The 19,877-nt window shown below is 43.6% G+C and carries 18 protein-coding genes, 1 tRNA gene and 1 pseudogene; 5 read left to right on the forward strand and 15 right to left on the reverse strand.

Annotated elements, in window-relative coordinates; genetic code table 11:
- Positions 1-120 precede the first annotated feature (120 nt).
- The 5 genes from J2Z70_RS08955 to J2Z70_RS08975 all read right to left on the reverse strand — a co-directional run bounded on the left by J2Z70_RS08955 (position 121) and on the right by J2Z70_RS08975 (position 6,164).
- On the reverse strand, positions 121-1,011 hold the full coding sequence (locus tag J2Z70_RS08955) for an ROK family protein (RefSeq protein WP_209872468.1): 891 nt from the start codon (positions 1,009-1,011) through the stop codon (positions 121-123).
- The gene (locus J2Z70_RS08960; RefSeq protein ID WP_209871801.1) at positions 992-2,542 is read right to left on the reverse strand and encodes a glycoside hydrolase family 32 protein; all 1,551 of its coding nucleotides are present in this window, start codon (positions 2,540-2,542) and stop codon (positions 992-994) included. Before J2Z70_RS08960 ends, J2Z70_RS08955 begins: the two co-directional genes overlap by 20 nt.
- A gap of 96 nt (positions 2,543-2,638) precedes the next feature.
- Entirely contained in the window at positions 2,639-4,228 is a 1,590-nt protein-coding gene (locus J2Z70_RS08965; protein ID WP_209871804.1) for an ABC transporter substrate-binding protein, read from the reverse strand.
- A gap of 47 nt (positions 4,229-4,275) precedes the next feature.
- Positions 4,276-5,160 (reverse strand): carbohydrate ABC transporter permease, encoded by an 885-nt coding sequence (locus J2Z70_RS08970; RefSeq protein WP_173128009.1) that lies wholly within the window; start codon positions 5,158-5,160, stop codon positions 4,276-4,278.
- 14 nt (positions 5,161-5,174) lie between these two features.
- Positions 5,175-6,164: an ABC transporter permease gene (locus tag J2Z70_RS08975; protein ID WP_209871806.1), complete on the reverse strand. Its 990-nt coding sequence runs from the start codon at positions 6,162-6,164 to the stop codon at positions 5,175-5,177.
- A 435-nt stretch (positions 6,165-6,599) separates the two neighbouring features.
- On the opposite strand from J2Z70_RS08975, the gene J2Z70_RS08980 reads away from it, so the two are divergent.
- Positions 6,600-7,637 carry a LacI family DNA-binding transcriptional regulator gene (locus tag J2Z70_RS08980; protein ID WP_209871808.1) on the forward strand — a complete coding sequence of 346 codons (1,038 nt, stop codon included), beginning with the start codon at positions 6,600-6,602 and terminating at the stop codon, positions 7,635-7,637.
- 171 nt (positions 7,638-7,808) lie between these two features.
- Positions 7,809-8,006: pseudogene (locus J2Z70_RS33215) on the forward strand (IS256 family transposase); the annotation flags it as partial.
- Between the two features lie 122 nt (positions 8,007-8,128).
- Here J2Z70_RS33215 and J2Z70_RS08985 read toward each other — a convergent pair.
- From J2Z70_RS08985 to J2Z70_RS09020, 8 genes are all read right to left on the reverse strand, one after another.
- Complete coding sequence (locus tag J2Z70_RS08985; RefSeq protein ID WP_209871811.1) at positions 8,129-9,088, reverse strand: restriction endonuclease; 960 nt, start codon at positions 9,086-9,088, stop codon at positions 8,129-8,131.
- A gap of 90 nt (positions 9,089-9,178) precedes the next feature.
- Positions 9,179-12,763, reverse strand: coding sequence for a DEAD/DEAH box helicase (locus tag J2Z70_RS08990; RefSeq protein ID WP_209871814.1), 3,585 nt, complete (start codon positions 12,761-12,763; stop codon positions 9,179-9,181).
- A gap of 3 nt (positions 12,764-12,766) precedes the next feature.
- The gene (locus tag J2Z70_RS08995; protein ID WP_209871817.1) at positions 12,767-13,654 is read right to left on the reverse strand and encodes a hypothetical protein; all 888 of its coding nucleotides are present in this window, start codon (positions 13,652-13,654) and stop codon (positions 12,767-12,769) included.
- A gap of 275 nt (positions 13,655-13,929) precedes the next feature.
- On the reverse strand, positions 13,930-14,586 hold the full coding sequence (locus J2Z70_RS09000) for a hypothetical protein (protein WP_209871820.1): 657 nt from the start codon (positions 14,584-14,586) through the stop codon (positions 13,930-13,932).
- A 453-nt stretch (positions 14,587-15,039) separates the two neighbouring features.
- A complete protein-coding gene (locus tag J2Z70_RS09005; protein ID WP_209872472.1) occupies positions 15,040-15,231 on the reverse strand; it encodes a helix-turn-helix domain-containing protein in 192 nt (63 codons plus the stop codon).
- Positions 15,232-15,556: 325 nt separating this feature from the next.
- Positions 15,557-15,642, reverse strand: a tRNA-Leu gene (locus J2Z70_RS09010).
- Between the two features lie 185 nt (positions 15,643-15,827).
- Positions 15,828-16,304 (reverse strand): WGxxGxxG family protein, encoded by a 477-nt coding sequence (locus tag J2Z70_RS33220; protein ID WP_245368112.1) that lies wholly within the window; start codon positions 16,302-16,304, stop codon positions 15,828-15,830.
- Positions 16,305-16,379: 75 nt separating this feature from the next.
- The gene (locus J2Z70_RS09020) at positions 16,380-17,066 is read right to left on the reverse strand and encodes a M15 family metallopeptidase (protein ID WP_209871822.1); all 687 of its coding nucleotides are present in this window, start codon (positions 17,064-17,066) and stop codon (positions 16,380-16,382) included.
- A gap of 178 nt (positions 17,067-17,244) precedes the next feature.
- Between J2Z70_RS09020 and J2Z70_RS09025 the strand changes: the two genes are divergently transcribed.
- Positions 17,245-17,406 carry a hypothetical protein gene (locus J2Z70_RS09025; protein ID WP_209871825.1) on the forward strand — a complete coding sequence of 54 codons (162 nt, stop codon included), beginning with the start codon at positions 17,245-17,247 and terminating at the stop codon, positions 17,404-17,406.
- 42 nt (positions 17,407-17,448) lie between these two features.
- Here the strand turns inward: J2Z70_RS09025 and J2Z70_RS09030 are convergent, their stop codons facing one another.
- Complete coding sequence (locus J2Z70_RS09030; protein ID WP_209871828.1) at positions 17,449-17,784, reverse strand: YolD-like family protein; 336 nt, start codon at positions 17,782-17,784, stop codon at positions 17,449-17,451.
- A gap of 275 nt (positions 17,785-18,059) precedes the next feature.
- On the opposite strand from J2Z70_RS09030, the gene J2Z70_RS09035 reads away from it, so the two are divergent.
- A complete protein-coding gene (locus J2Z70_RS09035) occupies positions 18,060-18,485 on the forward strand; it encodes a GNAT family N-acetyltransferase (RefSeq protein WP_209871831.1) in 426 nt (141 codons plus the stop codon).
- An 87-nt stretch (positions 18,486-18,572) separates the two neighbouring features.
- Here the strand turns inward: J2Z70_RS09035 and J2Z70_RS09040 are convergent, their stop codons facing one another.
- Positions 18,573-19,175, reverse strand: coding sequence for a peptidylprolyl isomerase (locus J2Z70_RS09040; protein ID WP_036724189.1), 603 nt, complete (start codon positions 19,173-19,175; stop codon positions 18,573-18,575).
- A gap of 201 nt (positions 19,176-19,376) precedes the next feature.
- On the opposite strand from J2Z70_RS09040, the gene J2Z70_RS09045 reads away from it, so the two are divergent.
- Positions 19,377-19,868 carry a PH domain-containing protein gene (locus tag J2Z70_RS09045; RefSeq protein ID WP_036724191.1) on the forward strand — a complete coding sequence of 164 codons (492 nt, stop codon included), beginning with the start codon at positions 19,377-19,379 and terminating at the stop codon, positions 19,866-19,868.
- Positions 19,869-19,877: the final 9 nt, after the last annotated feature.

The following is a 19,877-nucleotide window of genomic DNA, read 5'->3' on the forward strand; positions in this document are numbered from 1 at the left end:
GCGCAGCGTCCACCCAAGTGCTCACGTTGATCCTACTCCAAAATAAAAAGCTGTCCCAAGCAGCCATTTCATGGCTTTTGGGACAGCCCCTTCTTGTTCTGACATGATTTGATTCAACTACTAACTTACATTTGTACCTGAATCCAATGCTCTTACTCCCAGTGCTAATGCCCCACACAAGCCGGCATTATCGCCGAGCGTAGGGGCGACAATATAATGTTCGATATCCGATACAATAGGCTTGGCACTCACGTATCCATTGAGAATGCTGCCCACCTGGGCCCGGATCATCGGGAATAACTGAGCTTGCTTCATCACGCCCCCGCCGAGAATGACCTTCTTAGGGGATAACGTCAGGATGACATTCGATATGGCCTGCGCGATGTAGAATGCCTCGATCTCCCATGCCGGATGGTCTTCCGGCAGTGTATCGCCCTTAGCCTTCCATCTTGCTTCGAGCGCCGGTCCGGCAGCCATTCCTTCCAAACAATCGCTATGATAGGGACAATTGCCAGCAAAATCATCGTCCGGATGCCGCCTTGTAAGGATATGTCCACCCTCTGGATGAACAAGTCCATGCACCAGGTTACCCTCGGTATAGACGCCGACTCCTACGCCAGTCCCGATCGTATAGTAGACGCAGCTATCCAATCCTTGCGCTGCACCCCATGTGGCTTCGCCCAACGCGGCAGCATTGACGTCCGTATCCCAACCGACCGGAACATCGAAGACCGATTTTAGCGTACCCACGAAATTATATCCGGACCAGCCAGGTTTGGGTGTTGTCGTCACATAACCGTAAGTCGGACTTGCGTGTTCGAGGTCAATCGGACCAAACGATCCGATCCCTATGCTATCGACTCTCTTATCGCGGAAGTAGGCGATGACATTCTCCATCGTCTCTTCGGGTCGATGGGTCGGAAAATGAACCCGATCCTCAATTTCCCCTAATTCATTCCCGACACCGCAGACAAACTTTGTTCCGCCTGCTTCAATGGCCCCGATACGCATGAGCTTCCTCCTTGACCTCATCTCTCCATATGCTTCCCAGCTCATTGATTTGGAGCGACACAAGCTTTACGCCTCCGCCAACCGCGTAGAGCTCAAGTCCGTTGCTTTCGGAAGCGGGGAAAATCATGTCCGAGATGACCGCTAGACCCTCACCACCGAACACTTCAACCGAAGACCAATCCATGAAGATGGACATGCGTATACGGTTATTCACAGGCCGGAGCGGTGCCTGGTGCTTAGCAGCGAAATCCGGATGGAAATTCGTAGTGCCTGATTTCGTGCGATCGACAAACAACTCCATGTTTAGGGTATCGTACCCGACCACCGTTTCTTCATCCGCAGACTTTCTAACCTTCATTCCGAACTCCGTTGCGGTTCCAATTTCGAACTCTGCGATCAATTCCGCATTATTAATGGTGATGTCAGCCAGCAGATTCGTATCCGGAACCAAGGTCACATCCTCCAGAGCCATAAGCGGTGAACCTATCCTTCTCAATTCTTCTACCGGTTCTTGCACCAGACGAAGGCCTTCCCGATAGGTTCTCAACTTCAACTCCCGTGGAATGGATGCATTTCCCCGCCACTTGTCAGTCGGAAGCGTCCCGGCATACCGCCAGTTGTTCATCCAGCCGATCCAGAGCTTGCGTCCGTCTCCTTCCGGTATATCGCTCCAGGTGACGGCTGCATAGAAATCGGACCCGAAATCAATCCATTTCACATCATGAACCGAAAGAATAGGCTCATCGAGTGTAAATGTCTTACCATCGAAGCTGCCGACGAAGTACATCATACCGGAGCCTCCTGCCGGTGGTTCAGGCTCGTACGGGTTCACTCCATTACAATCGCCTACACTTAGAATGAGCACCCACTTCTTCTGATTGGGATCACCATCGACATGAATCGAGAATAGATCCGGACATTCATACACGCCGCGATGTGTTCCGATGATGTCAGCACCAAATGCGCTAGCAAATGCCCATTCCTTCAAATTCGGAGAGGTGTAGAATTCCACACGGTCTTGAACAGCCAGAGTCATAATCCAATGGGATGTATCCTCATGCCAGAATACCTTCGGATCACGGAAATCAAGAGTCGTCTCCGGGAACAAGACCGGATTCCCTTCATATTTCGTCCAAGTCCGTCCCTTGTCTCTGCTGTAGGCGATGCTTTGAACCTGCGGCTTACCTGGTTGCGCCTTGTTGTCGTTATTCGTGTAGATCGCCACAAGCCCTGAACCATAATCATCAAAAAAACCACTTGTGTTCTGTGTATCGACTACCGCGCTTCCAGAGAAAATCGCACCGTCCTCACCTGGCGGCAAGGATGCTTCAAGCTCCTCCCAATGGACCAGATCGGAGCTTACCGCGTGTCCCCAATGCATTTTCCCGAAATCGGGTTGGCTTGCGAACGGAGTGTGCTGATAAAATAGGTGGTACTCATTCTCGTAATAAACCATTCCGTTCGGATCATTCATCCAGTTTTTTTGTGGCGAATAGTGATACTGCGGACGGAACTTCTCTGTATAATTCATGTTTCTCCCACTCCTCCAGGATAATAATAATAGTCGGAGCATGGCCCACTGCAGAATGAGCTCATGCTCCGACGGTATGCCTTATAATGTAACTGGTTATTTCCCCGCTCTGTCGTAACCAGTTTGTTTGATTTTCAGCCAATCCTGCATGCCAAGACGATCAAGCTCTTTGATGAATGCGTCCCACTCTTTGTCCACGTTCGCGCCTTGCATCCATTCCGTACGTTTCTTCAGAATATATGGCCACAGGTCGGCTTCGGTTTGGGTCAGGCGCTCTGATTCCTCTTTGGAGAAAAATACTCTCGGATACATATGTTCAGCTTTCATATCTGGCACATAGATCTTCTTCAAAATATCAATGCGATAGGCCGCATCGTCCGGCATCGTCGTTACCTTACCGTAATAGGAATCGAGAATAGCTAACGGTCCGCCAGCGCTTGTTTTGACGCGCAGCTCATTCGGTGAAGCACCGTTCAGCGGCAAGTGCTTCAGCATTTTAGTAGCTTCGTCCATTTCAAAAATATTCTGCTGCGCTTCATCGCCATAAGTTCCCCAATTGTTCTGTACAGACTGGGACGGATCATACAGTGTGTCTATCCATTTAATCGTCGCTTCGATGTTCTTGTTATCGGCTGTGAGAACCATTCTGCCGCGGTCAAATCCCATACCGTTCGCACGGGCTACATTCTTCCAGCCGTTCGGCCCTTCCAGTGCCGGCATCGGCTCAAACGGACTGTCCATGCCGCTCACATTCGCCTTGTCCCAAGTGAAGTACAAACCGTAGCGATCATCCTTTGCTTTGGCTATAAATTTGTTCCAGTCTTGGGTAATGAATTCCGGATCGATCAGACCCGCTGCGTACAGCTCCTGAAAGTACTTCATACCTTCCTTATAGCCCGGCGCCAATACAGCATTGTTCACCTTGCCGTCATTGTCGACCAGCGTTAGATCCCCGTTAAAGCCAGCTCCGAAGGAACCGAGAAGGAAACTTAAATCCTCGTTGGCCCCGTCATCATTAATAAAAGAAACCGGAATTTCGTCGGCTTTGCCATTGCCATTCGGATCCTTCGTTTTGAACGCGATCAACACTTGTTTCAGTTCTTCCGTCGTCTTTGGCATTTGCAGGCCAAGCTTATCCAGCCACGCCTTGTTAATCCACGGAATATTGTTGACAGAGTGAATACTCTCCTTGCCTTCACCAAGCTCCTCAATCCAAGGAAATGCGAGGATGTGCCCGTCCGGTGAAGTCATCATACCTTTGTATTGGGGTGCCTGCTCCAGCACCTTACTGAGGTTCGGCATTTTCTCAGGCGTAATGTATTCCTCGACAGGAATGATTGTGCCGTCATTGGCCAATTTCAACAAATCGAAATCACTCAGGCCAGCGTTGAAAAGCGCATCCGGAAGCTCACCTGTGGCCAAAGCCAGATTCCGCTTCTCGACGTACACATCTTCCGAATAGACTTTCCAGTCGATATGAATGCCGGTCTTTTCTTCCAGGCGTTTGAAGATCAGCTTATCATTCGGGTCTTGAGGAGCAAGCGGTGAGTTCGGCGTCATGAAGGTTAGGGTTTGATCACCGGAATTCCCTTTTTCTTTGTCGCTTCCTTTATCGCTGCTGCATCCCGTAATTGCCATAACAGCCGTCAGAGAAATAATGGATACTGTTTTCTTAATATGTTTCATACTAATTCTCCCCTTTTGTTGTCTTCATTTAAATAACTGTGGGCTCTCTACTTGAGGGAACCGACCATGACACCTTTTTCGAAGTATTTCTGGAAGAAAGGATACATTACAAGAAGCGGAAGACTTGAGACTACGATGGCTGCATACTTCATCAATTCAGACAGTCGTGCTAGCTCAGCCTGTTCCTTAATAGAAGAGACAATATTCGGATCAACCTTGTTCAGAATCAGAATACGCCGAAGTACGAGCTGCAGCGGATATTTGTCTTGATTCTCCAAGTAGATCAGAGATTGAAAGAAATCATTCCAGTGACCCACGAAAGCATATAACGCAAGGACAAATACGATAGGCTTGGACAGCGGTATGATGATGCTAAAGAAAATTGTGAAATCCGAGGCACCATCAATCTTAGCCGCTTCGTTCATTTCCTTTGGCAAGCCCCGGAAGAACGTCCGGGCCAGAATAATGTTCCACACGCTCACTGCACCCGGGATCACGAGCGCCCAGATGGTATCAAGCATGCCCAGACTCTTCACCACGAGATAAGTCGGGATCAGACCACCGCCAAAGAACATGGTGATAATGAAAAGCGTCATAATCACTTTTCTTCCGACGAAGTCGTCGAGCGCCAATGGATATCCTGCAAAGACGCAGACAGAAACCGTTATTACTGTGAAAACGGAGGAATATAGCAACGCGTTCAGAAATCCACCAATGATTTTGTCATCCGATAAAATCATTCTATATCCCTCAAGGCTATAATCTGAGAAGTCGAAGGATAACCCCTTATTCAGAAGTGCCGTCGGTTCCATGAACGAAGCCACGACCATATAAATCAGCGGACCAATAATCGCTACAACGAGGAGAACTAGCAGGGTGAAGATAACACCGAGCACGACCTTGTCCATCTTAGTTGGTTTAATACTGTCCATGATGATCTCCTTTCCTATACAATTCCATCACCATCGTTAACCCGTTTCACGATAAAATTCACCGTAAACAGCATAATGAGGTTAATGATGGTGTTAAACAATTCCACGGCAGCAGAGAACGAATAGTTCGCCTGCTGGAAGCCGATCCGATAGACATAAGTACTGATTACATCCGATTTCTCCATGTTCATTTCGTTCCACATCAGGATGGCTTTGTCACCGCCGCCGGCCATAATGCCGCCTGCCGCGAGAATGATCATGATCGCAATAACCGGCCTGATGGTAGGTAGATCGATATGCCGTATGCGCTGAAGCAGGCTTGCACCGTCAAGTGTCGCCGCATTGTGCAGCTCCGGATCTACATTGGCCAATGCAGCCACATAGATAATGGATGACCATCCAGCTCCCTGCCAGATGCCGGAGAGGATATACATCGGACGGAAATATTCCGGTTCTGACATGAACGAGAGCGGCATCCCGCCAAAGGCCACCACTAATTGATTGACCGGGCCTGTTGGAGAGAATAAGACAAAGAGCATACCCACGACAACCACAACAGAAATGAAATTCGGCGCATATAAGAACAATTGAATGTTCTTTTTCATCGCGGCCTTGCGTACCTGATTCAACATTAATGCCAGAATAATCGGCACCGGGAATCCCAGTAAAAGACCGTAAATGTTCAACTGAAGTGTATTGAATAACAATTGCTCAAAATTGGGTGCATTAAAGAATCGTTCGAAGTGATGAAACCCAACCCAGTCACTCCCCAAAATACCCTTGCGAAAGCTGTAGTCTTTAAAAGCGATCAGAACACCATACATAGGGAGATATTTAAAAATAATAGTCAATACGACTGCGGGAAGCACAAAAAGGTAAAGCCAATAGTTGTTCTTGATATACCTGAGTTTCTCCATAAGTCCTATGCGATTCCGGGCTTCCGGTCTTTTATTTTGTGTAATTCCAGAAGTTTGTTGCAACTTCTCCTCCCCCTCAATACTCATTTGCAAAACATAAATGTGATTTTGGATACTTCTCGCGCGAAAGTAAGTGCTTCCATAAGTCACGGTCAACGGCTTAGCAAATTTAATTTACAACATCACGATTACTTCGTCAAGACTTTTTATGAATACAAAAGTAAACATATGCACACAATAAAACACCTTTTCATTTTAATAACGTAAAATTCATTTGTTTTTCTGCTTTAAACAACGAAATATTAGTTTTTTATTATGAAAAATCCAACGTGGTGTGAACGAACGCCGTCCACTATCATTGTGCATTTGTTTACTTTTGCACAAAATGCAAACCATATCAATCTTTCTTTTTACTTTTTATCTAATTGTTCATTTGTAACAATTAAGTTGACAATTACATTAATTTATACTACGATTATTTTGGTTGAGAACGCATCACTTCTGCTAAAGGAGCCATTATCTTTGAACAAAGAAAAAGTAACCATTCAAGATATAGCCGATTCGCTTGGGCTTTCTAGGAATACTGTATCCAAAGCATTAAATAATAATCCTTCTATACCGGATGAGACACGCAGCAAAGTGGTTAGGAAAGCTATTGATATGAATTACAAGCAGTTCGCCTTGTTCGAACAAGAAGTCTCACCCGCCAAAAAAACCGGCAATATTGCCCTGCTTACAGCAAATATGCCGAACAATTCACATTTTGGCACATCACTGCTAAGCGGCCTCGAACAAAAAATCAGCTCCGAAGGCTTCAATTTGTCGATACATATCGTTCGGGAGAATGAACTCGATTCGTCGGCTCTTCCTGTCAATTTCGACACAAGTAAAGTAGATGGCATTGTCTGTATCGAATTGTTCGACAAGAACTACTCGGAGTTTATTACGTCATTCGGAATCCCGACATTATTCATTGACGCCTCAGCAGAACTGACGTTTTCAGAGATGAAGGCAGATCTGCTGCTGATGGAGAACATTCATAGTACTTTCAGTCTAACGAAGAAGCTCATTGATGAAGGAATTACGGAGATCGGGTTCATCGGCGACTCCCGCCATTGCATGAGCTTCAACGAGCGTTGGGACGGGTTCACCAAAGCCATGAATGCCGCCCGGATTGATCTTGATGAATCCTTCTGCATTCTCGAGGACGACCGGCATATCGCTGACTACAAGTGGCTTAAGCAGCGACTAGCCAGCATGACTAATCTTCCACCCGCGTTCGTATGCGCCAATGACTACATCGCCATTAATGCCATTCGTATCTTAAAGGACCTGGATATTCAAATTCCTAGTGAGGTTAGGGTCTGCGGATTCGATAATTCCCCGGAGTCGCGAATCGTGGAACCCCACTTGACCACCGTTCATATCCACCGGTCCGAAATGGGCTTCCTTGCCGCCGAGATGCTTCTGTCCAAAATCGAAAACCCCGGCAGACCTCCACTGGTTACGCATGTGAAGACGCTGCCGGTTTTCCGTCAATCGACGGGGCATGAGGAGTAGACAGTTGAACAATGCCGTGAAATACGCGTTGGCAGAAGATGAGTATTGAACGTGTCGTAAAGCTTAAAACAAGGAACCCTTTCAGCATAGCGTTTGCTGAAAGGGTTCCTTGTTTTTTATTCCATGCAGCAATTAGCCGCTGCTATATCAATCTATTTATCAGAGGTGTAAATGATTGAGAGTTACCGCCGTCAGCTTCGTAAAGTGTCGAAAGGAAAGAGCATCTTTCCTAAAGATGAAGCATTGTTGAAGATGCTCAATCTGACTACCGTAGACGTCAACCGGAAATGGACAAGAAGTGTTCAAAACTGGGGCCAAATGCTACTCCAGCTTTCCGTCTTTTTTCCCGATTGGGTCAGTCAATGCTTGCGTTATATCACAAATCCCCCCTCGGGGAATCTATGCTTAAAAGAGTTTACACAAAATTATTGACAGACCCCCATTTGAGGAGTCGCTGAAGTTACAACAACTCCCCTCACGAAAATCCCAGATCAATATTCTCTTTTATAGTAAGGATTTCTATCTATAATTGCCGCTTGAATTTTATCCTTTAGAATTTTTTTTAAATCTCCATCATTATCAAGCATGATTATAAATTCATAGAGATCTCCTAAAACTATAACAACTTTGTCTAATGACTGCTTACACATGGTCAGAGCACCTTCTGTGAATCCACTTACTGAAAAAAATAAACCTCGTGCTTGCCCTCGTGTAAATACTCTGACTAAATGTTTAGCAATTTCATCGGGGCCAACAGCCTGGTTCCACCATTTCATTTCAACAAGATAATAGTCGCCATCCAGTTCAATCACACCATCTATTTGCTCTACAATCCCTTCGTTACTATCCCCAGTTAAGGTAAAGGCCTCTTTAATCAGAATACCAAATGAACTAAACAACCTATTTAGAACATCCTCAAATAGTTTCCCACGTTTGTGCGGATCTTTCATAACAAACAGTGTACTGATCTCATTCTTAAATAATTCTTTAGCTTGAGCGAGTTTTTGAGCTTCAGCAGCTTTTTTAAGATATTCTTTTCTTATCTCCAGCTCAGCCTCTTCTTTTGCATTTTTCATTCTGGTGAATGAATCTTTTACATTAACTAATTGCCTAACTTCATAAACTAGTCCTTTTGCTTTTAATCTATCTGTATCCCAACAACTTTCATAACTCTCAAACTCTACTACTCTTTTTACAACCTCTCTCCTCTCTCTTAATGTATTTTCACCTGACTCATTGAGTCGTGCCAGTATTGTACGAACCATATCATATTTATTTATTGAATCTCTATTTGTAAGAATAGTATTTTCAATATCCAATAATAATGAGTTCTTTACTCCAGCTCCCTTAAAAAATAAAAGCACGTCATTCTTTGAACGATTTAATAAAGGGATTGTATCAACTAATAAATTAAATACTTCGGGAGGGTAATGATACGTTAATTTATCCATCAATTTATCATCCTTTTTTAATTATTCTTATTTTCATGCCTATAATCTTTCTTGATCATTTTTTAATAGAAATTATTATACAGTTTTTATTTATAAAAATGTGGAAGTGTCGATCATCTTTGTATCAACATCTAATATAAAATCATATCTGGATTCCATATTATTACCCCATTGCATTGACTTATCACTCGTAGCCAATTCATATCCCCCTGGATCAATCCAAGATATATTATTCTCCAATATAATTGGGAAAACTCTCCATTTTCTATTACTTGCATTGCTAAAATCTCGAGTAAGGTTCGCATTAATTGGTTTTATAGAAAAATCCAGTATATTAATATCTTTTCTAGAATATATGTCTACCCACTCTTTAATCTTTAAAGGGTTTAATACCTCTTCCTCGGAAAGCTCACTACTTGAATAATACTCTTCTGCTTTTGCTTCTGCTGTTTTACGAGTAATTTCTACACCGTGAGCAAGTAACAATGCAGCTACAGGATCTAGAGTTCCCCAAGTAATTAGCTCCTTTAACCAAAACACAACCCATGGAAGGCCTGTATTGGGCCAATCTTCAATTTTGGTTTCTACCAAGACCCCGTTATTAAGATCATCTAAAACCAACGCCATAATTGTACCTAGTCCCCAACTGAATTTATACTCAAAGTTTCCTTTAACGAATTTGATCCATTCTGACACTTCATTTTTCACTGGCTTTTTCGATAGCTTAACTGGGTGCAACCACCACGTTAATACTTCGTCCCATTTACCAGCATTCTTGCCCCTTTTCACGCTTTCCTTTACTTTGAATTTCCCTAAATCTCCTACTACTTTTACAGCTTCAACAATATAGTTTATTTTTTCATCTGAAGACCAACGGGCATAATTAAATCCTTTAGCCAAATGAGCCTTTACCAAATGATACTCACTGATAATTTTTTTACCAAAACGCGGTGCTACGCTAGTCCGGTAAAGACGTCTTCTTATTTCAGGGTCTGGATATACATTTTCACGTATTGATATGCCTCGCTTTAAAAAAACTTTTTCCCATGTTTCTTTATTCTGCATCACTTGCCAAGCATATGTTTTTTTCCATACATCGCGAAGATAGTCTTCTAGTTCTACTAGATTTAAAATTTTGTTGGTTACTTCTTCCTGTTCAACAATTACAGAGAGTAAATAACCATCCAATGAATCCAATGCCTCTTCAGCATAATGAGGTTCTAAATCCTCTTCATTTACACCATTACAAGGTATTGTTTTTTCAAGCCAATTCAACAATTCCTTTAAAGAATTTGATCCGGTAATTTTTCGCCATTCATCTGCAATATGTTGAATTAATGCACCTAAAGGGCTAAGTGTGCTCCTAACTTCCATAAGCTGTTCTTTTCTCATTGTATCGATAAGTAAATCATAGTTCTGACGAGCATTTAGACTACTGTATACTCTAGTTCCTGTTTCCAAAAACACTAGTGTTCTACCCTCTGTTCCAGATCCTGGTCTTCCTGCCCTACCTGCTAGATTTTTAAACTCGGATAATGGAATAACATCACCACCACGAGTTAATGTTGGAACTATTACTGTCTCAAAAGGCAAATTCACTCCTTCTGATAATGTTGATGTGGCTAGAGCAATATGAACAATATGCTTCTGTAGAAGTTCTACCATTAGCCGGGCCATTACTCCTGGCATATTTCCATGGTGAACAGCAATACCTTTTAATAGTAACTGATATTCATTTGACTCAATACCAAAATAATCCTCGCAAGCCAGTAAGCATTTTTCAAACAATTTAATATGCTCTGTTTCAGAGGGGGGGATGAAGAATGGAGGGAGTTCTATTCCTTTTAATACTTTATTCAAGACAAGCAAAAAATCTTCAGCATAACCACCAATATGTTGTGTAATTGATATTAATACCGAATGTTGAATTCCTTGTTCGTCTGGCTGTGCTAGCTGCATTGCAGCCCAAAATAAATGTGGTCTTTGCCGCTTACTAACCCCATTTTTCTCATTTGTAAAGCTCTTGGGTATCACTTTATATGGTATAGGAAAAGAATCAAATGGTCTTTGAATAAATGGTACATTTTCCGAACCATTAGTTTCATTAAACAGTAAATCACTTCCATCGAGGATATCAAAGCGCATTTCATACTCACCTGTCTGAATCCACTCAAGTCGTCCTATGAGCTGACGAGTGCTACGATAGCTAGAAATTACTGGATCTGCATTTTCATTTCCGGATATCCATTTAGCAAGAAATTCATTTTCTTCGGCAACCGCTGATAAGGCAATAGTTCTTTTATCTTCAGTGTAACGTAATAAACGATTTGTTAACGTTTCAAGTCTCAGGTTCCTATTGTCGCCACTTCTTAGGTCCTCATGATTAATGCTATTGTATTGAACTGAATGAACTTCATCAATAACAATTAGCGAAACACGATTTAAAAAAAGCGGACCCAAAAATCTAATTAGTGCCTCTGCTTTTTCATAAGTGCAAATTAAAACAGTTGGATCATTTGAAGTAATCCAAGCATCTGTGGGACCCCAATCTATACCGCCATATAGTCCTGTTACTCTAACCGAAGAACTTCCTAAGTCTCCTAAAACTTTTCCAAGTTTTGATTCAACTTCCGTTGCAAGCGCTCTTGAAGGAACCAAATACATTGTAATAGGAGCAACGTTTAACAAATTAAAAGAACCTTCCTTTATTTCAAGAAACATACTTTGAATTATGGCCAGCTCAGCAATTGTTGTTTTTCCAGAACCGGTAGGTGTACAAAGTGTAAAGGATTCATCTTTTATTAGTCTTTCAATACCCTTAATTTGTGAATACCAAGCTAAAGATTTCTGAATTCGATAGTTGTTTCTCAAATATCTTTCAAATGCTTTCTTACCGTCAGCAGATACACCATCCAAAAGATACTGTACATTTGATCGTAGTGAATTAGTAACAAATTCCTTTACAACTTCAGAGACAATTTTAGAAAGCAACCACGAGTAACTATCACTACCATAAATCATAAGTTTTGATAAGTCATGCAGCTTTTTCTGTGCAATTGATAAACGTTCTGCATCACCCCAACGCATGTATGTACAGAATATCCCAAGAGCTCGTACCACTTCATCTACAATCCGATTATTTATAATGCTATTTATTGAATTAGGTTCCACATCATTTTGCTTGTTTTTGAGGCTTCTCGCTTTTGTCCAATAACTTATATTCAAATTTAAAAGATGAGGAAAATCCCCTTTCAGTAGCATGGTCAACATTTGAGAATCATTCGAATCTAATATTTCATTATTTAATAAACCCAAAGAAAGTGCTGGATACCCAGCTAACTGGTATACAGCAGCTGCCAGTAAACGTAGCGGAAGTTGATTGTCATTTAAATCTGGAAGTGACAACCACTCCAAAAGTTCACCAGCGCGTCTTAATGCATTACGCCAGTTTGCTAATCCATGCTCTTTCTCAAAGAGTCCAATATCAATTAATGTAACCGCTTCTTCTAATCTTTCAGAAAACTCGTCATTCCTCCAACCAAGAAGTCCAGGCTGTTTCATTTTAATACGAGTATAATGACTGTATAATTTTGCTATTGAAGGGGACAACGTATCGCCCGCTAATTCTAAATAAATGTTTTCAAACTCTTCTGATGTAAAATCATTTTCATTCACTTGCTATTCTTCCTTTCCATAAACGAAGCTAACAAGTTTGTTAACGTCATTAATATGAATCTCAGCAACTTCTAACATTCTTTCCCCTTTATAACTTGGATGTGGTTCTAAACGTGGCATCCAGCAAACTCTTTCCGTTGGCCTTTTTGGAAATTGACCACAAATGTAACTTACACAATCATATCTATCTACATTTTTATACTCCCTATATAGACCTCTAAGAGCATGGATCCATACTCCCGCATCAGGATTAGATTCATAGTCTTGCAAGATTTCGATTAATCGCCTTATCTCCAATGGTGCCAAATTTTTAGTACTGATTTTAACATGGGCGTCATTAATCATACCCATATCATATGCAGCTGAGCATTTTGCCTCTAGGAAAAGGATCTTTTTAATTATTCCTTTCTCCATAACAAAAGCAACACAGTCATCTCCAGTACGGCCAAATATAGCACCTTTCATATTTCCGGTTTGGCGCATCATTTCAAGCTGGTCAAAAGCGGTGTCGTGCCATCTGAAGGAGAAAACTGGTACTTTCCAATGCGCTTCGTCAAAAAGCGTCAGATTCTCAGCAATCAATCCAGAAAAGAATTCTCCAAAATACCCTTTGAGTGTTGTCAAATCAAAAAAATGAGGATATCCCTCAGCTGGATCAATTTCATCTTTCCATTCATCGAGTGGGTCTAGATTATCCTCTAAGAAACTTCGAAGCCTGTATCTTGCATCATCGTGAGATTTTTGAACAAGAGTTTTTAAATCTTCGAGTACAGTTGGCCTAACTTCAGGATTCTCTCTTAGTAAATTGTGTTTATACCTTCCATTTTCACTAGAAGATACATCATTTTCTAACCATAAAGGTAAAGATGACAAATTTAATTTTGGAAGCATTTGTGTCCCACCGTTCAGATATATTAAAATTCCACACAATTTAAATTTGAAAAGTCAACATCATTCTATAAAAAGTTCAACAATACTACTGGAATACACAATGTAATTATATCCTAATTTTACATTGAATCCGTACAATTTGTTATCTAGATGTTCAAGAGCAACAAATTTACCCATTAATATAAGAAAGCAAGAAATTAGGATAATAGTAAACAAAAAAGACAGAGGATATAAGCCTCCATCTATTCATTAATTTGTTTAAATTGCAATACTAATTAAGTGAATTTATTTCTAATATATTCGTCTGTGAATTCATACCATTTCGGTAAAAGTGCGCTGTCTATAGAATATTCAGTTACATTATTATCTTTACAATCAACTTTCCAAAGCTTTTGTTTTTTTCCTGATTGATTCCAAAGCTCGTCCACATTCTTAATGTTGGGATCAAATACAAAATAAAAATCACTTTTCCTATAATTCCTCTCCCCTTTTGTGAATTTTTCCCTGCAGGTTAAAAGAATGTATGGAACATAAGTAAACGTAAGTCCCTTATAATTCCAGACTTCTTTTTGCGTCGCAAAATCGATTAAATCTCTAAATTCTTTAGCATTCAAATTCTCGGCCATTCCTTTACATTTCTCAAATATTAGAAATGAATGTTCAGCAACCTTACCTTTAATTATTTCCCCATTTTCAAGATCAAGTTCACTGGCATTTAAATGAGCGAAGGGTCTATGATTCTTTTCTATTGTTGGACATTTCGAGTCCCTATAATGAGAAAAATGAGTTTTTGTATTTTCTGATTTATCAGCCCGAATATAAATTTTCTCACCACAAACACGGCATAAACCTTCTTTTCTATTTTCGCAATTCTTTAACCAATCATCAATTCCATAAAGCTCATTAGTGACTATATCTATGGCTTCATACATTAACATCCACTCCCTTCGAATTATTATTATGCATTATAAAAATTAGCAGTTTTTATCTATATTAATTATCTACTATTTAGATATTTTGTTCTCAAATAAAACACATGATTTCAAAGATTTAAATGACGTTTCTGTGAAATCTTTTTTTATAATTAAAATACTTATTTCTAATAAAAGGAGTTATGATTATTAGAGAACTCAAATCTCTTAATCAATTACAATTCTCCAAGCAAACAAAATCACGCTTATTCATTTTGCCAAATCCCACGGCTACATCTTCGAAAATGGTGCCCGCCGCGCTTCATACGAAGTTTTCAAAGATCGCCGAAATGGGTTATTTTTCTGTATTATGATTTTTGACAAGAATTTTTGACTGTCCAGTTACTTAGAAGTAGAAAACAAACAAAAAGAGCACCTGCAAAGGCACCCTCCCGGCTAATTCCTGATAATATCCTATTCCTCCGGCACATACTCAATCAACTCCGACAGCTTGCATTGAAACGTATCACAAAGTTTAAACAGTGTTTCCAGCTTAATAGTCTCCAGATGGGTTCCTCTATACAGCTTATTGATTGAATTCCGGCTTAATCCTGACTTCTCCATTAATTCAGTAATGTCGTCGATCTGATGCTCGGCCATTAGCATTCTTAGATTGCTTTTCAACAAGAAGTTCCCCTCCAGCTATTAGTATGAATGATTAGCAGTGAGTGCTTCCGGCAACTTAGGATTGCTCTGCCAGAGGAGCATCAAAAGGCTATATTCCTATACGACGATGCCCAATTATCGCTGCAAGCCATTTCTTGAACGCTCCATCTATCTGCAGTGATTCAAAGATGCCCTTTATCTCTTCAATGAATTACAGATTTCGTCTCCTGCTTAATTCGATTCTTCATTTACATTATCCTTTTTCTGTTCTGTATGTATAGAAAAAGCGCATTCAGTTGAATGCGCCTTTTACAATGAATATGGATGCCGAGGACGGGGGTCGAACCCGTACGAAGGTCACCCTTCGCAGGATTTTAAGTCCTGTGCGTCTGCCTGTTCCGCCACCCCGGCATGTTATGTGCGCGAACTAACGCGACAAGAAATATAATAGCACGTATACGGGGGATACGCAATTCCTTTTTTTAATATTGCTGCAGACGCAGCAAACAGCCCGCTCAGCCAAGACTGACGCGGGCCTTTTGCTCGTCTTACCGAATCGGATCTGATCAGATCCATTCTGCCCTGCGCTGCTCGGACTAGTGGCGGTCACGCTCACCGGTTCTGCTGCGCATGCCAGCCAGACCCAGGAGGCCGAGCAGACCGAGCCAGCCCCAGTTGGAGGAGCGGTTGTCGTTGTTGGCTGTGGTGGTTGTGCTCTGTGCCCGGTAGCGGCCCGTTGTGTTATTGTTGGACAGCGGGGAGACGGAGCTGTTGTCGCCGGTACGGATTTTGTCCTTCATGATGGATTCGGTCTTGTGCATCGAATCTCTGGTCTCATTCATCATGGTGTTGCCCCGGCTGTCCATCATACGGTCATCCAGATTGCCCATATTCCCCATGTTGCCCATCCGGCCGTCAGTAGTTGTGCTGTGCATGCCCGGAGCGGTGGTGCTCATAACGCCCGGAGTCGTAGTTGTCATACCGCCCGGCGCTGCTGCGGAGATGTCACCTGCTCCGAGCAGACTCATGGACAGGACCGTACCGCAGGCAAGACTTGTGATCAGCTTGTTCAAAATGTTGTGCCCCCTTCATGGATGTGGTTAATCGCTGATAATTTCCCCATCCGGGACAGCATCTATGCAGAGAAGTTATTCCTTCACAATGTTCACGGTCTTGCTGGACGCATTATACGTGACCTTGGCTCCAAGTGCTTCCGCAATCGCACGTACAGGCGCATAGGTTACCGCATCGTCCATGACGCCGGTCGTCAGCTTCTTTCCATTGAGCGTAATATTTACCGGGATATCCTTGTTCACCTCTGGCTCACCTCCGGTTATACGGCTTAGTGCGGCTGCACTCTGCTGGGCAGTAGGCCGTCTGCCCGCTTTCAGGTCCTGGATGCTAAGGCCGAAGCTCATCTGCAGATGAGCGTAATCCTTGAAGGAGGTCCAGTCCCCGCCCCATTCAAATCCCAGCTTCTTCCCCTCCTGCACCACCTCTTGCCAGTCTGCCACCTTGTCGCCATCCCCGTCACGTTTCATATCCCAGGACACATTCCTGCCATCCGGCAGGAGCAGCGCAAAGTCTATTGCCAGTCCGTAATTATGGTAGCTGTCGCCTCCCCGGGCATTCGTTACAATGTCGCCCTTCTTGGTTCGCCCTTGAGCATATAGCTCATTCTGCTGCGCTATCGTGCGCATGCCCTGCGTAATGAGGATCGGTACCCCCCGGTTATAGCTCCGTCTAATCAGCTCGTTCGCCCCGGCCAGTACGGCCGGATGCAGCTTCGCCAGCCTTGCGGCGGACTTCTGCTTGACCTGCTCCAAAGTAAGCATCTACTCACCCCCTGGTATAGTAAATGCCCGCTTAGGCCGGATTGCTTGCACCAATGACCGTTTTTTTCACAAAATAAGCTGTGCAGCGTCCTATCTCCCCGGATGAACTGTGCGCCTACAGGCCAGAATAAGAAGACAGACCGTAAGTCAGGTCATTCAAACGAAAAGGGGGATGAACATGGAGATACACAGCGACAGCTACAGAATAGCCCCGCTTAGCGATCAGGAGGATGTGGTCGAAGTAATCCGCCAGGCGGAATCGGAGATTGCCCGGATGACCGGGAACCCGGAAGTCACGCTGATTGCCTATGAGAAGACGGATGGACACCACAGCAAGTAAATGAAGCGTGCCCGTGCTGATCCCAGGCAGATAGCTTTCCTTTTAGACAATATAAGCCTCCACAATGTCATCTACAAGCAGCCACTTCCATTCCTCCGCCCACTGCAGCTTGAATTCACGCGAGTGGGTGTGAATGGAGGTCACGAACCCGCTCAGCTTCACCTGCTCCTGAGGACCATACAGCACCAGCGTTACCCGCACATGACTCCGCAGCGATAAGGCCAGCGTATGCTCAATCTCCTCCAGCTTCTGCTCATCCAGCACCGGCCTCAGGCTATGCCAGGTCTCCCGTTCGTCCCTCCTGATCCCGCCCTTATGCTCCGTCAACATGATTCGGCTGCTCTCCCGCAGACCGCCCGCTTCAAGCTTCTTGCCCATTGCTATTCCCCCACTCTGATGTTTATAACCCGGACTACATCATCTTTTCGCTCATAAACCGAACGTATGTTTGTATTATATCCGCGATTCAGCTTGTTAAGCAAGCAGAAATTAATGTCAGGCCAAGGACGCAGAAGGAGGGCTTTAACTGATCATTACAAAGGGTTGAACTAGCACCACACCTGCATGAAAACAGCCATCCCGTGGTTCTAGTATTTTAGCTAATCTGATGCCATCATTAGGGGAAAGGGGTAGAAAGGACGGAGATGATATTTATGATTAGAGCAGCAAATGTGGAGGATCGGGAGGGTATTTCCAGACTATTGACGCAGTTAGGTTATCCGGATACCGAGCTTTATATGAAAGAGAATATAGAAAGACTTCTTGCTGACCCCAATGAGGAGTTAATGGTCTATGAGGCGGAAGGATGTGTTATCGCCTGTCTTTCCCTGCATTATATCCCGCAACTGGGCATGAGAGGAGATATCGCCTCCATTAGTTATCTGGTTGTGGACTCCTCAGCTAGAAGTAAGGGAATTGGACAGGAATTAGTGGAATCCGCTTCAGCTTCCGCCACCCGAAGAGGATGTGCCAGTATCCAGGTTCATTGCCATGCCAGAAGAATAGCGGCTCATACATTTTATGAAAGACAAGGTTTCAGGGAAGCCCCTAAGTACTTCTCAAAAAGGTTGGACCAATAATTCAATCGGCAGCAAAAAGACGCCTACAGTAATGCTGTACAGCGTCTTCACCTGCATCCTTTGGCGTATAACAAGTCTTGTCTCTACTTATTTCACTGACGAAGTCCCTGCGCTTCCAGCACCCGGTTCCTGCTTGGCATCTGTGCCTGCATCTGATACGGTTCCCGGTACGGCTTGCTCCGGTTCAATCAATCCGGCGGCTTCTCTGGCTTCATTCAGCTTGGAGATGCCGTAGAGCATCGCTATGTCCGCCTGCTCATTCATCGTGTTGAATTCCTCAGCGGTCACATCGGGCGATACTGCGCCCTTGGAAGCCTTCTCCTTGATCTGATAGGCACTCTGGAAAGCGATCACCGAATCTCTAAGCAGCTTCTCGATCGTATCCGGCAGGCCACCCGCAATCTTGATATCGTTCACATGATCTGCAAGCTGAGATGCGGTATCCTGGAAGCTGTCCACAGCCTTCTCGAATTCTTTGTCTGTCGCTTGTCCGGTGGAATAAGAGGTTAGCGTGGTGTTGAAGTTCTCTAGCGAGGATTTGCCCATTTCGTCGAATTTCGACATTTCATTGTAAAAGTTCTGTACCGTCTCCTGTACCTCTTCCGGGGACGCCGGTTCAGCACTGTTATTGCCGCAGGCACTGAGTATCATGACGGCCACTAGCAGTCCTGCAAGTAAAGCTTGTCTCATAGTTAATATCCCTCCACTTAACAGAATAATATCGATTTTTGTTAAGTGCAAATGAAATTAATGTAAAATTCGGCGCAATGAAACATATGTCAGCAGTTAAGCGTATTCATAGGGAGAAACGGCGGTCCATAACCCGTTGATGACTGGCAATTCCTGTTATACTATAATGAATTCATCTGTTCAAGGAGAGGAAGATCTATCATGGCTTATTGCACAGCATGTGGTGCGGAATACAAGGAAGGTGCCAAATTCTGCGGGGAATGCGGGGCAGGTACAGAAGAGGCCGGTTCTCCGGCAGCAGCACGCCGTCCGGCGGCTGGCCATAGCTCCGGTCCCGAAAAAGAATTATGGCAGGGCAAGCCTGCCGGCATCTCCGACCGTCTCAAGGGGCTGATCGGACTGAATACCACCAAGTATACGATTACGTCCCAGCGGATTATGGTGAAAAGCGGACTGATCGGCAAGGATGTCGAAGAAATCGAGCTGCTGCGGGTGAATGATTTCTCTGTCACTCAGTCGGTTATGCAGCGTATGCTGGGTATCGGGACGCTGATCATTTTGTCGGATGATGCTTCATCTCCACAGCTCCCCTTCTATAGAATCCGTAAGGTTCAAGCTGTCAAGGATATCCTGCGCCAAGCCGTCCGTGACGAGAAAATCGCCAACAACATCAGCTACCGCGAGCATATCTGACGCTTCGTT

It is taken from the genome of Paenibacillus silagei (genome assembly GCF_017874735.1).
GTDB lineage: Bacteria > Bacillota > Bacilli > Paenibacillales > Paenibacillaceae > Paenibacillus_AQ > Paenibacillus_AQ silagei.

What these genes read in the sequence shown, in the direction of transcription:
- J2Z70_RS08970 (WP_173128009.1), bottom strand. Translation starts at nt 5,160, where the DNA reads ATGGACAGTATTAAACCAACTAAGATGGACAAGGTCGTGCTCGGTGTT.
- J2Z70_RS08995 (WP_209871817.1), bottom strand. Translation starts at nt 13,654, where the DNA reads ATGCTTCCAAAATTAAATTTGTCATCTTTACCTTTATGGTTAGAAAAT.
- J2Z70_RS09040 (WP_036724189.1), bottom strand. Translation starts at nt 19,175, where the DNA reads ATGAGACAAGCTTTACTTGCAGGACTGCTAGTGGCCGTCATGATACTC.
- J2Z70_RS09035 (WP_209871831.1), top strand. Translation starts at nt 18,060, where the DNA reads ATGATTAGAGCAGCAAATGTGGAGGATCGGGAGGGTATTTCCAGACTA.
- J2Z70_RS08955 (WP_209872468.1), bottom strand. Translation starts at nt 1,011, where the DNA reads ATGCGTATCGGGGCCATTGAAGCAGGCGGAACAAAGTTTGTCTGCGGT.
- J2Z70_RS08965 (WP_209871804.1), bottom strand. Translation starts at nt 4,228, where the DNA reads ATGAAACATATTAAGAAAACAGTATCCATTATTTCTCTGACGGCTGTT.
- J2Z70_RS09005 (WP_209872472.1), bottom strand. Translation starts at nt 15,231, where the DNA reads ATGCTAATGGCCGAGCATCAGATCGACGACATTACTGAATTAATGGAG.
- J2Z70_RS08960 (WP_209871801.1), bottom strand. Translation starts at nt 2,542, where the DNA reads ATGAATTATACAGAGAAGTTCCGTCCGCAGTATCACTATTCGCCACAA.
- J2Z70_RS09020 (WP_209871822.1), bottom strand. Translation starts at nt 17,066, where the DNA reads ATGCTTACTTTGGAGCAGGTCAAGCAGAAGTCCGCCGCAAGGCTGGCG.
- J2Z70_RS09000 (WP_209871820.1), bottom strand. Translation starts at nt 14,586, where the DNA reads ATGTATGAAGCCATAGATATAGTCACTAATGAGCTTTATGGAATTGAT.
- J2Z70_RS09025 (WP_209871825.1), top strand. Translation starts at nt 17,245, where the DNA reads ATGGAGATACACAGCGACAGCTACAGAATAGCCCCGCTTAGCGATCAG.
- J2Z70_RS09045 (WP_036724191.1), top strand. Translation starts at nt 19,377, where the DNA reads ATGGCTTATTGCACAGCATGTGGTGCGGAATACAAGGAAGGTGCCAAA.
- J2Z70_RS08975 (WP_209871806.1), bottom strand. Translation starts at nt 6,164, where the DNA reads ATGAGTATTGAGGGGGAGGAGAAGTTGCAACAAACTTCTGGAATTACA.
- J2Z70_RS09030 (WP_209871828.1), bottom strand. Translation starts at nt 17,784, where the DNA reads ATGGGCAAGAAGCTTGAAGCGGGCGGTCTGCGGGAGAGCAGCCGAATC.
- J2Z70_RS08985 (WP_209871811.1), bottom strand. Translation starts at nt 9,088, where the DNA reads ATGGATAAATTAACGTATCATTACCCTCCCGAAGTATTTAATTTATTA.